Source organism: Lutibacter sp. B1 (assembly GCF_012524075.1).
GTDB lineage: Bacteria > Bacteroidota > Bacteroidia > Flavobacteriales > Flavobacteriaceae > Lutibacter.
In genome coordinates this window covers 1-11,438 of the sequence record NZ_JAAZUI010000033.1, presented here as the reverse complement: position 1 = coordinate 11,438, position 11,438 = coordinate 1, and the positions used below count along the sequence as shown (strand labels likewise).

At 34.8% G+C, this 11,438-nt stretch carries 12 protein-coding genes; 1 reads left to right on the top strand and 11 read right to left on the bottom strand.

Going from position 1 to position 11,438, the window contains the following annotated elements; all coding sequences use genetic code 11:
• The 10 genes from HGB55_RS15680 to ric form a co-directional block, all read right to left on the bottom strand.
• The coding region (locus HGB55_RS15680) for a hypothetical protein (RefSeq protein ID WP_168817557.1) at positions 1–108 on the bottom strand (108 nt) is incomplete at its 3' end.
• A 364-nt stretch (positions 109–472) separates the two neighbouring features.
• Complete coding sequence (locus tag HGB55_RS14020) at positions 473–1,663, bottom strand: DUF438 domain-containing protein (RefSeq protein WP_168817555.1); 1,191 nt, start codon at positions 1,661–1,663, stop codon at positions 473–475.
• An 8-nt stretch (positions 1,664–1,671) separates the two neighbouring features.
• A complete protein-coding gene (locus HGB55_RS14015) occupies positions 1,672–2,190 on the bottom strand; it encodes a DUF1858 domain-containing protein (protein WP_168817553.1) in 519 nt (172 codons plus the stop codon).
• 1 nt (position 2,191) lies between these two features.
• A complete protein-coding gene (locus HGB55_RS14010; protein WP_168817551.1) occupies positions 2,192–3,436 on the bottom strand; it encodes a DUF438 domain-containing protein in 1,245 nt (414 codons plus the stop codon).
• 18 nt (positions 3,437–3,454) lie between these two features.
• Complete coding sequence (locus HGB55_RS14005; protein WP_168817549.1) at positions 3,455–3,793, bottom strand: cupin domain-containing protein; 339 nt, start codon at positions 3,791–3,793, stop codon at positions 3,455–3,457.
• Positions 3,794–3,829: 36 nt separating this feature from the next.
• Complete coding sequence (locus HGB55_RS14000) at positions 3,830–5,374, bottom strand: PepSY-associated TM helix domain-containing protein (RefSeq protein WP_256368436.1); 1,545 nt, start codon at positions 5,372–5,374, stop codon at positions 3,830–3,832.
• A 2-nt stretch (positions 5,375–5,376) separates the two neighbouring features.
• Positions 5,377–5,640, bottom strand: coding sequence for a DUF2024 family protein (locus HGB55_RS13995; RefSeq protein WP_168817545.1), 264 nt, complete (start codon positions 5,638–5,640; stop codon positions 5,377–5,379).
• A 19-nt stretch (positions 5,641–5,659) separates the two neighbouring features.
• Positions 5,660–6,169, bottom strand: a complete 510-nt coding sequence (locus HGB55_RS13990) for a hemerythrin domain-containing protein (protein WP_168817543.1) — start codon at positions 6,167–6,169, stop codon at positions 5,660–5,662.
• Between the two features lie 3 nt (positions 6,170–6,172).
• On the bottom strand, positions 6,173–6,613 hold the full coding sequence (locus tag HGB55_RS13985) for an Rrf2 family transcriptional regulator (protein WP_168817541.1): 441 nt from the start codon (positions 6,611–6,613) through the stop codon (positions 6,173–6,175).
• A gap of 6 nt (positions 6,614–6,619) precedes the next feature.
• Positions 6,620–7,342, bottom strand: coding sequence for an iron-sulfur cluster repair di-iron protein (gene ric, locus HGB55_RS13980; protein ID WP_168817539.1), 723 nt, complete (start codon positions 7,340–7,342; stop codon positions 6,620–6,622).
• Between the two features lie 111 nt (positions 7,343–7,453).
• On the opposite strand from ric, the gene HGB55_RS13975 reads away from it, so the two are divergent.
• Positions 7,454–9,697: a nitric-oxide reductase large subunit gene (locus HGB55_RS13975; RefSeq protein ID WP_168817537.1), complete on the top strand. Its 2,244-nt coding sequence runs from the start codon at positions 7,454–7,456 to the stop codon at positions 9,695–9,697.
• 292 nt (positions 9,698–9,989) lie between these two features.
• Here the strand turns inward: HGB55_RS13975 and HGB55_RS13970 are convergent, their stop codons facing one another.
• A complete protein-coding gene (locus tag HGB55_RS13970; protein ID WP_168817535.1) occupies positions 9,990–10,190 on the bottom strand; it encodes a hypothetical protein in 201 nt (66 codons plus the stop codon).
• Positions 10,191–11,438: the final 1,248 nt, after the last annotated feature.

Below are 11,438 nucleotides of genomic sequence, written 5' to 3'. Positions count from 1 at the left end.
TTCCTTGTTTTGTAGTCGACTTGCTAAGACTTTCGTCTTTAATAATGGTGAATTGATAGATTTGTCAGTGTCTACTAATTCATTTATTATGTCGTTTATTAGTTTCATATTCTAATTGTGCCTAACGGAAAATTGTATGAGTAGTGGCAGATTGCGGGCTTCTTTCCTGTCAAACCGCTACGCAGTTTGAGCGGGTTACAAACCTTGATATTTACCACTTTCCCTGCCATTACTTATACAAAATGTTAGCTGCTGGTGTTGATTCATTATCCTCTAAATATCAGTCTTTTATAATCATAAATCCACTCATCCGAAGCACTACTGTTTCCGAAAAAATTAGTTTTTAGGGTCGGCAAAAAAGCGGTAGCAAACAGACAAGCTCTATTGCAATTTTAGGTCTGAGCGTTGGCTCGTGCGAATTGCAATTGTGCTTGGCTGTGTGGGCTGATATTCATTTGGTTTATCATGTTATTTACCAATCCAGAAGTCTTTTTTCTCCTTCTAAAGATTTTATACCTGTAATTTCCTGAGAGACTTCGATTACACCCTTAAAATAACCGTTTGCATCACGAACAGCAAAATATTGAATAAATATAAATTCGCCTCTCATTTTAATCCAAAAATCAGCATGGTCTTTTTCGCCATTTCTGAATGATTCAACAATTTGTTCAACCACATGAACACTTTCAGGAGGGTGACAGTTGCTTACTTCACGTCCAATAATGGCTGTTGTCCGTGGAAAAATACGTTTAGGCGGTGTTGAGAAATAACAAACTTTGTTGTTCTCATCTACAAAGGTAATATCCACCGGAAGATGATTAAAGATGAGCTTTATTTGCTCGATACTAACCATGCCTGTTCCAAGGTTCACCAAATTACCATCAAATTCTGTTTTAACTATATTTCTGGCTTTTAATTTAGGTTGGATAAATGGATAACCGAGTTCAAATCCCTCTCGGTTCATTTTTTCTAATTGACTTTCGCTAATCGTAGATAGTATGTAGGGAAATAATATCCGCTCTTCTCTGAATTTTATGGCATGCATATTAAAGAATATATCGCCAACACATTTATTGAACGGTTTAAGGTCAACATTTCCTTCTTGTAATTGAGTAATTACAGATTTAATATTTCTGCGGATATCATCATGAAATGACCACATAATCTGTAAACAGCGATAGTCCGGCCATGTTTCTTCAATGATTGGGAATAGGACATTCTCCTTAATTGTGTAATGCTTTGCAAAGACTTCAAGTTGTATAAAGAGTTCCGCAAGTGTTTTTTGTAAGTCAACATTGTCGGGATCTTTCACAAACTCCTTAAAAACAGGACGGATTTTATTCAATAGCAACTCCATTTCGTGGTTATTCTGTTCCAATACACCAAGAAATGTATCAGGCTTTGGTTCAACCCTAACATAATCACGAATAGGAACATGGAAAATATTCAGCACTTTATTTGTAAGTACTTTAATATCCTCCATGTTATATCCATCTTTTATAATTTCATCGAAAAGGGTAATAAAATCAGTTGGTATAACGGTAGGAATAAAATCCTTGTTTTCACTTATAAAGGAATGAGCATTTCCGGTTTCCAATATAAGCTTAGAAACCTCTTGCAATTTTTCAATCCGTACCTTTTTTGTATTTGTAAATTCCGACATATGCCATTCTATACTATAAAAAATACCCAAAATTCTTCTTCTCCTTTTTTATCAAGCCAATGCTTGTAATCTAAACTCAACGATTTATCAATTAAGGGAGCAGGAATAAATGGTGCAATTACTTTTAGTATTTTATTGCTCTCAAGTTTTTTTACAGCCGAAAGAACCTCGTGTACAGGTTGCTCTCCGGCATTTAGCATATCACGAATATCAATTGTATCGACTACTTCACTTTCATTAAACCAATTGGGCTTTTCGGTTATATAATTTCCATGTTCAACCTCAATAGAATCACTTGTTTTTTGTCCAACCTCAGTACGTAGTTTATTTATCAGTTCCTCTACTTTTAAACCTCCAATGGTAGCGGCTTGTGATAAGCTGGTAATTTTAGCTACCGTTTTCCGCAATACCGGATTTCTTAGTTTTTTAAATGGGGGTGCAGCAGCTATTAAAACATCTTCTAATTGCGGATACGCCTCAAGTAAATCAAATATCTTTGTTTTTGGTGTTATAATTAATTTATCCATGTTATTCTTTTTTTTGGTCTCCATAAGATAAAATGCGTTGTTCTCCTTCCAAGGCTCTGTTCTCAGTAAGGTCTTGCGAATATTCCAGAGTTCCTAGATATTCTCCATTATCATCACGTAACGCAAAGTATTCAATCTTGATAAATTTGCCTTTCATCTGAATCCAGAAAGGTGCATGAGAGGCTTTTCCTGATTTGAAATCTTCAACAATTTTCTCAACTATATGGGTACTTCCGGGCGGGTGACAAAGGCGTACATCTCTATTGATAATTGAACGGCTTCGGGCGAATATCCGCTCTTTACCCTGGGTGAAATATTTTACCTTGTCATCTTTATCTACAAAAGTCATGTCAGCAGGAATAGTATTCAAAATTGCCATTATCTCTTTTGCAGTAAAACTACCAGAAGGTAATTGAATATGGCCGTTTCCTGAAACATTTGTTTCAGGAGTTTCTTCATCCATTCCTTCCGGTTTCCAATCGGTTTGTGGGTCATATAAAGTAAATCCAAATTCAAGAGTTTGTTTGTGAATATTGTACCAATCTTCCACAGTAAGTAAATCCATTGCCATTGGGAAAAGTATTTCTTCCTCTTTTTGCACCATATCGACTAATCCTTGAATGGCAGGATAAAAAACTAATTCGAGTGAATCTTCCAAATCCTCAGCTTTTAAATCGGGCGATTTAAGAATCTCTATACAACCTTTAAGTTGTTCTCTAATTTCATCATGTTTTCCCCACATAACTTTAGGAGGACCAGTAATCTCATTCTTTTCAAGGTACGGAAATACAAGGTATTCTTTACGATGGTAGTGCTTATCAACATCCATGAGTTCATTAAAGAAGCCTTGTAAAGCAAAGATGTATTTTTCGAACTCATCTTTTCCAACCTGACCATGTGCTTGAAGCAAGCCTTTTGCTTTTTCAGCAACTTTCTTTAATTCAATATTTTCTTTTTTGAATACATCAACAGGATGACCTTCCGGTATATCCTTAGCACCACTCAAATCAACATTACCTTCTAGCACAGAACCATGAATGTCACATAATTTAAGAACTTCCGATTCGGGCAACCCTTCCTGAATAAGTTCCTGTTCTACTTCAACAACTTCGCCATAGGGAATATTTTTTAAAGATTCAATTAGTTCCCTCCTGACTTCATCAGCCGATTGACCATCGTGCAGTTTTAGAATAAGGTCTTTAAGCTTTTCCTTTCTATATCTTGAGTTATTAATAAGCTCGCTCATAATTACTAATGTTAAAATTTACAATAATTTGGTTTGTTTAGTAGGTTTTGGTGCTTTTGTGACTAATATTCTAGCTTGTTGCTCTCCCTCATTACTAAGAAAATGAACAATATCAGCAGGACTTTCAATCAAAGTATCTTTTTCAAATACCACCGATTCATCACCTACATGTACAGTTGGCGTTCCTTCCAATACATAAAAGGTTACGTCAACAGGTGTTTTGTGAGGCTTTAATGTTTCGCCTGGTTGCAAGGTAATGTGCATTATTTGTGCTGATTCTTTACTGTATAGCTGCCTTACATCAACCTTATGCGGATTCTCTTTTGGTTCTTCTGTTTTATAGCTTCTTGAAATCATCTTATTTGTTTTAATTTTTATAAAAGTTACAAAAAATTAACGAGTTTTAGACTTTCTAAATTTCTTTCTCCAAAGCAAATAACCACTCAATACAACCATAACACTCACCAATCCTGAAAGTGGAACCAGAAGAATATAGAAGTTACCAAGCATAAATCTAAAGAATCGACCTGTGTGTATTTCAAGCGATAGATTCCAAAGGGACATCTTTGATTCTTCAAGAACATTATTTGGCATTTCAGGAAACAATTTATGATGATACAAAGGAACTGCACCCTTATCGTAATCAATCATATACTGCTTACCATTCAAATCTGTAATCAAGCCAGTAACTTTAAAATCACCAATAGGTCTTCCTGTAGATTTACCAACGTGCATTTTATTTTGTGCCAAATTATAGATTTCAGGATGAGCAGGATGCCATAAGAACAAACCGCTAAATGATCCAACAATGTAAGCTCCATCTTTGAATGGCTCAAGTACATTTATCCCCATAACGCTCACAGGTGGCTGTATCTGAAATAGCTTAGGAGCAAGCTCATCTTTATCCATATGATATATTCCTTCGGATGTTGCTAACAGGAATTCATTCCGGTTTTTATCATATCTTAAATCCCTTAATTTATCGTACCATGGATTTGGTTGGTCCAGATGTGAATATTTAATGGGACTTACTTTTGAATAGGCAATGGCAATAAGTAATGGAGGGCGTAAAAACATACCAGTAAAGAACAAAACAATCAAGCACACAAACAGCCATGCCCCGGTTTTATTATGCCATTTTAACGACCATCGGTTCGTTTTGACAATTGCAGAAACTGATTTCGCCTTCTTCTTTCTTCGTTTTATCCATCCTGGAAAGAAAAAGTAGATTATCCCGGTTAACGAAAGAAACAATGTGATAATCCCTAAAAAATCAACAAATAGCTTTCCTGGAATCCCGAAAATTTCACCTGAATGTATTTGCCACATGGTTTCAAAAAGTGAAACTTTATTGTTGTAATCAAGAGGTTGTTTCAGTTCAATTTTCTGAAAATGGGTGTTGATGCCTTCCGACTTTCCTTTAAAGAGGTAGGAGCGATTTAAAACATAGAGTGTATCTTCAATGCTTTCAATAGCAACAAAGCGTTTAATGTCCACATCTAGGTCAAATTTACTCCATTGACTTCTGGCTCTATCAAAAGAAAATAGTCCGAATTGAGTAGCACAATATAAATTCCCATCACTGGAATGGTGCAGGTCAAATATCTTTCGATTATCACTTCCTTTTGGGAATCCATTATTGAAGGAACTATAATCTGTAAAAGTTGAATCGGTAAGCCATACACCAATATTTCCAAATATTAGAATGCTATCTGCACTTTTAATGAGATTGCTTTTTAAAGCACTGTTATTCCAATTTTGATAACGAAATTCTTTTGGTAAATTATTGCGTGAAACATCAATTTTAGAGAATAACTCCCGGTGATTCATAAAGATGCCAGTAATACTGTAATATAGTAGCAAGAAGGAAATTATTAAACCTGGCCATTTATGAAGTTTTTTGTAAATTCTTGCCAATCTACCTTGTGATTTTACCATCCTTAATCGCAATTCTCCATTTCAACAATATGATAACCTTTTCGCTCAATATCATTTATGATTATTTGCGATGCCTCCTCAATGTGGCAAAACTCACATTCTTTTGCAGTAAGTATTTCAGATATTACATTTTTACCTTTTAGATACTCTTGTCCATAATTGTATATTATTTCTGAATCCTTAATTGACTCCTGTACAAGTATGTCAAAATGCATTTTACTTCCATCGGTTTTCTTAACATATGTGTCCCAAACTGCTACTCTCATTTTATTCAATCTTTCTAACTTAAACAAACTTCAATGAATCAATATCCATTGTCTTTTTTAGCTCTATTTCAACTTCCTTATATCTCTTATTTACATCATCCTTCTGTACATCGCTTAAAGCTTCCTCTGCCATTGGATAAAGCACATTATCTTCCTTATAAATATGGTCTCGCAAAAGCATTCCATAGCCACGTGCATTCTCTATTATTTTACTTATATTATTCTCAGAAATAGCTTCTTCCATCCCTCTAACAAAGGTGCGACCTTCATCGTGTTCATGAAGCATTACAGGTATCGGATTACAATGCAAGTGTTCAACATTCGCCAACATGGCTTTAAAAAGAATGTCTTCTTCTTTGGCATGATGGAACTTATCAGCGTAATTCTTGATGAAGTCGATTGTTTTTTGAAAAAAGCCAACATCTAAAGTCTTACCATTTTCCAGTTCTGAACATTCAGAATTTACGGCATCAATAACATTTAAAATTGTTTGGTGTTCGTCTGATAATATTTGAGTTATATTTTTCATATTCTATGTATTTAATCTATTTAAAACGGCATCTCCCTGTTTAATCTTTTCCGATAAGGATTGTATTGTTTCTGTTTTCACTATTTCAAAAAATCCATCTCGAACAACTTTATATTGCTCATGTAAAGGACAGGGATTATCATTGTTGCATTGCTTTAATCCAAAGCCACATTTATGAAAACAAGCATCTCCTTCAACTACATGAATCACATCATAAAGCGTTAAGTTGGATTGGTTATCATTAAAAAAGAAACCTCCACCACGTCCTTTCATCGAATCCATCAGTTTATTCTTCGTAAGAGTTTGGAGGATTTTCGCTGTATAAGCTTCTGGAGCTTCTATTTCTTTTGCAATTTCTCCAACCCCTGGTCTCTTTTGTTCCCAATTGCGTAATTGAACAAAAACTAACGCTCTTATAGCATATTCTGTACTTTTAGATAGCATGTTTGTTTATTTTAGTATTTCACTTTCCAAAAGTAAAGCTTTCTTAAACAGAATATTGTTTTCTAAATGAATATGACGATGCAAGTCATTTTCAAATTCCTTTAATATCTGATAGGTAACTTGGTATGTTCCACAACCATCAGGAGGGCAAGTGTATGAAGAAGTTAATTTTGATATTTTTTCAAAACGCTCACCTTCTGTTTGATGTTCTTCCTGCATTTTATCAATTGTATTCACTGCATCACCAAATTCATCTTTTGAAGCTTTACCTTTATTTTTAGACTTTACCATTTTTCTGACATAAGGAAATAAAATTAATTCCTCATTCTTCATGTGTACGCTAAGATTTTCTGCTGCACCATCAAACAATGCTTTTACTTCGTATAATTCAGAATGGTTTTCACCATGTACATCACAAAGCTTTTGTAATTTTTGTTGAAGAAAAGGAATTGTTTCACTTACATAAGTATGATGTCTTTTTTCAATGTAATCACACAATTCATTAAGTTCAAGTTCATCAATATACCTAGAATCAGGGTCATTTAATTGCATTGTTTCTGCCAACTCAGGAATTAGTTGTTCAACATTAATTCCACTCTTTTTACAGGCTTCATCAAGACTAATTCCCCCACCACAGCAAAAATCAATATTATTCTTTTCAAAAATTTGAGCTGTTTTAAAATTAGCCTTTACGATGTCTCCTACACTGGTTCTTGTATCAATATTCATATCGTTTTATTTTTTGTTTCTGCAAAGATATAGAATTTTTATAAAAGGACATTGATGTCCTTTTATAAAAATATTATACATTTGTGAATAATTTTTAAAATCAGATGAATTATGAATACAAAAAAACTTTGGATTGGATTTATCCTGGTTATGGTTATCTCCTTTGGAATTTTAGGTTATTATGGTAGGGAAATTTATAGAGAAGCCCCACCAATACCTGAAAAAGTAGTTGATGGTAATGGAAATCTACTTTTCACAGGTCAGGATATTAAAGACGGTCAAAACATTTGGCAATCAATCGGAGGACAGGAAGTGGGTACTGTTTGGGGACACGGTGCTTACCAAGCACCTGATTGGACTGCGGATTGGCTACACCGGGAAGCTGTATATATTTTAGACCAATTTGCACAAGCCGAATTCGGTAAAAATTACAATGACCTTGATGAAGAAAAAAAGGCAATGCTTGAAAAAAGGGTTCAAAAAGAAATGAGAACCAATACTTATAATAAGGAAACTAGAACATTACATATTTCAAATATAAGGGCGGAGGCCTTTAAGGTTGTTAGTAAGCACTATACCTCCTTATTTATGGATGATAAAGATTTTCAAGAGTTGAGAGAGGCTTACGCAATTCCTGCAAATACTATAAAAGATAAAGACAGAATGTCCAAAATGAATAATTTCTTCTTCTGGGCGACATGGTCAACAGTAACCGAACGTCCAGGACAAGAAATTAGCTATACGAACAACTGGCCTCCTGAAAAATTAGTTGCCAATGAGCCAACAGGAGCACTGCATCTTTGGACAGGTTTTAGTGTTATTATCCTTTTAGTAGGTATAGGCTTATTAGCGTGGTATTATGCTGCAAACAGAAAAGACGAAGACGAACATGGTAATGTTCCGGAATTGAATCCGCTTTCAGGAGTAAACCAAACCCCATCAATGAAGGCAACTTTAAAATATTTTTGGGTGGTTACCGCTTTAATAATCGTTCAAATTATTATGGGTGTAATTACAGCCCACTATGGTGTTGAAGGAAACGGATTCTATGGGATTCCATTAGCTGAATTTCTACCTTATTCCGTTTCAAGAACATGGCACATACAATTGGCAATTTTCTGGATTGCTACTTCTTGGTTAGCGACTGGTCTGTTTATCGCTCCGGCAGTTTCAGGAAAAGAGCCAAAATTTCAGAAGCTCGGTGTTGATGTCCTGTTTGGAGCATTGCTTGTAATTGTTGTTGGTTCATTAGCAGGACAATGGATGGGGATAATGCAAAAATTAGGATTAGCGCAAAACTTCTGGTTTGGTCATCAGGGTTATGAATATGTCGATTTAGGCCGATTTTGGCAAATTTTCCTTTTTGCAGGATTGTTTATCTGGTTGTTTTTAATGGGGAGAGCTTTGTTACCTGCTTTGAAAGAACGAAACGAAAACCGCCATTTACTGCTCATGTTTTTAATTTCATCCATTGCTATTGCGGCATTTTATGGAGCCGGCTTAATGTGGGGACAACAAACACACCTGGCCGTAGCGGAGTATTGGAGATGGTGGGTTGTTCACCTTTGGGTAGAAGGATTCTTTGAGGTATTCGCTACAGTTGCTATTGCATTCTTATTTGTTCGAATGCAGTTAATAAATGCTAAAGTTGCCACATCTAGTGTACTATTCTCAACTATAATATTCTTGTCTGGAGGAATCATTGGTACATTCCACCACTTATATTTTACCGGAACACCTACGGCAGTGTTGGCACTTGGGGCAACTTTTAGTGCATTGGAAGTCGCCCCTCTTGTGTTTATGGGATTTGAAGCCTATCACAATTTAAAATTAAGTCGTGTTGCAAATTGGGTAAACGCTTATAAATGGCCTATTTACTTCTTTATTGCTGTAGCTTTTTGGAATCTTCTTGGAGCAGGAATATTTGGATTCTTAATCAACCCTCCAATAGCATTATATTACATGCAGGGACTTAATACTACGCCTGTTCATGGACATACCGCTTTATTTGGAGTTTATGGCATGCTTGGTATTGGTTTAATGTTGTTTGTATTACGTGATATGAATTTAAAGGTAGATTGGAAAGAGAAACCAATTAAAATTGCATTCTGGTCAATGAATATAGGATTATTACTAATGGTGTTAATTAGTGTTCTTCCTGTTGGACTTGCACAGACTGTAGCTAGTGTTAAGCATGGCTTGTGGTACGCACGTTCTGCTGAATTTTTAGGAACTCCCGTAATGGAAACATTGCGTTGGTTACGTGCAATAGGTGACACCATTTTTGCAGTCGGAGCCTTATATCTAGGATATTTCATCTTCGGGTTAAAAGGAGGATGGTCTATTAAGAAGTAAAAATAGAATCTTAAGGAGTCTGGCAACTGTCAGGCTCTCTTAGGTTCATAGTCAAGTGTTGGAGGGACAGCTCTTTTGCAAATTTTGGTCGTGTGTCGGCTTGTGCGATTTGCAAATGTGCTGTTTGTGTGTGGGCTTCCAAACTGTCCCGAAGGGCAGAAGCGGGTGGCAAAAACTAATTTTTTCTTGCACCAACCTTCAATCAATGAGCCAATTTTATCTATCCGTTTTTTCAATGTTATAATCAGGTTTCAATGTTGCAGTTTCGTTTTTTTCACTTGCAGCTAACGGTTTAGGCTATGTTGTCGTTGTGGAAAAATCGGCAAGATTTTTCCGCCATAGCAATTAGTTTAGTAAATATACGAGGATTTTCTGAAAAAGAAAATCCGCCACAATGCAATATAGCCATTGTTAGCATATTTAGCGACACGTTCTGCTGAGCATTGAATTTTTCTATTATCTGAAATTTATCAAACATACTTATTTTTCTCATTTAGCTTTTTCTCCGCTGTGATTTTCACGTTTTACAGGGAAAAAGTCAAAAAGTTTCTCAATTTATTGCAATTATTCATTTTGAAGATATTCGTATTCGTTGCTCAAAATCTTAACCGTTTCGATGCTCAATTCCGGTAGAGTGGAAGTCAATCTGGAATTTTTCAGGTTTGTACATATTTTTCATTCAAAGCAAATTCATTCCGATTCAATTCTCATACTTTTTTGAGTATAAATCACTCAGAAATTTCTCGGCTTAGTACAATTTTTTCAGTAAAAACTCAATTCTTTCCGCTTTCATTGCTCAACTCTTACCGCTACAATTTTCACTCCGAAATATTGCTAAAAATCATAGTTTTCAATTAAGTTTTTCAACTTTAGTTTTTCTGACCAAAACTCAGCCGAGCTATTTATGCTAACGGTTTAGGCTATGTTGTCGTTGTGGAAAAATCGGCAGGATTTTTCCGCCATAGCGATTATGTTAGTAAATATACGAGGATTTTCTGAAAAAGAAAATCCGCCACAATGCAATATAGCCATTGTTGGTTAAAGTAACTTAGTCAAACATAGTTGGATTTATCAATTTTAGTTCAAATTTAATCGATTCATTGCTCAAATCTGATGGTTTCAATTCTCTATTTTTATTCTGTTATATTTTTCAAATTCAGTTAAAAGAAGTTGTAATTTTTCAGTTTACGAAAATGATGAAAAGTAACTAAAACAATCAAAAAATCAATCTTTTGAGTGTTATTTATCAAGATTTGTACTAATTATAAAAGAAAACGAATTATCTAAAGAATCAATCGTTGAGAATTTTTCAGTTTAATAGAAAATTAGCTTAAAAAACTGAAAATAAGAGAAAAACTCCCACGAAACGAAAATCAAATCAATTTAACGGATTCAACTCATTAAATTTCTCAATTTAGCAGAATGATGAAATAGGAGAGAAGAGTTCTCAGAGAATTCTCAACCGAAGCAGAAATTTAGTTTTGGAAGAAAACTACTTAAAAAATTCATTCCGGAATAGTGCTCAAAATCAATCTAATTTTCAGCTTTAGTAAATCATTATTTTTGAAAGAAAATTTCTCTGCAAAGTTCCAGTCTCGTTATTTTAACCAACGATTTCTATATGCGCCGTTTTAATGGCGTATATGGGTTGTTGTGTTTAGTATTTTGTACATCTGTAAATATACAATTTTTTAAATACGGAGTCTGTCAGCCGCCACCATAAAATGTCTCCAATTGTCAT

Excerpts from the sequence above, each read along its gene's own strand:
- HGB55_RS14020 (WP_168817555.1), bottom strand. The coding sequence starts at position 1,663 with ATGTCGGAATTTACAAATACAAAAAAGGTACGGATTGAAAAATTGCAA.
- HGB55_RS14015 (WP_168817553.1), bottom strand. The coding sequence starts at position 2,190 with ATGGATAAATTAATTATAACACCAAAAACAAAGATATTTGATTTACTT.
- HGB55_RS14010 (WP_168817551.1), bottom strand. The coding sequence starts at position 3,436 with ATGAGCGAGCTTATTAATAACTCAAGATATAGAAAGGAAAAGCTTAAA.
- HGB55_RS14005 (WP_168817549.1), bottom strand. The coding sequence starts at position 3,793 with ATGATTTCAAGAAGCTATAAAACAGAAGAACCAAAAGAGAATCCGCAT.
- HGB55_RS14000 (WP_256368436.1), bottom strand. The coding sequence starts at position 5,374 with ATGGTAAAATCACAAGGTAGATTGGCAAGAATTTACAAAAAACTTCAT.
- HGB55_RS13995 (WP_168817545.1), bottom strand. The coding sequence starts at position 5,640 with ATGAGAGTAGCAGTTTGGGACACATATGTTAAGAAAACCGATGGAAGT.
- HGB55_RS13990 (WP_168817543.1), bottom strand. The coding sequence starts at position 6,169 with ATGAAAAATATAACTCAAATATTATCAGACGAACACCAAACAATTTTA.
- HGB55_RS13985 (WP_168817541.1), bottom strand. The coding sequence starts at position 6,613 with ATGCTATCTAAAAGTACAGAATATGCTATAAGAGCGTTAGTTTTTGTT.
- ric (WP_168817539.1), bottom strand. The coding sequence starts at position 7,342 with ATGAATATTGATACAAGAACCAGTGTAGGAGACATCGTAAAGGCTAAT.
- HGB55_RS13975 (WP_168817537.1), top strand. The coding sequence starts at position 7,454 with ATGAATACAAAAAAACTTTGGATTGGATTTATCCTGGTTATGGTTATC.
- HGB55_RS13970 (WP_168817535.1), bottom strand. The coding sequence starts at position 10,190 with ATGAGAAAAATAAGTATGTTTGATAAATTTCAGATAATAGAAAAATTC.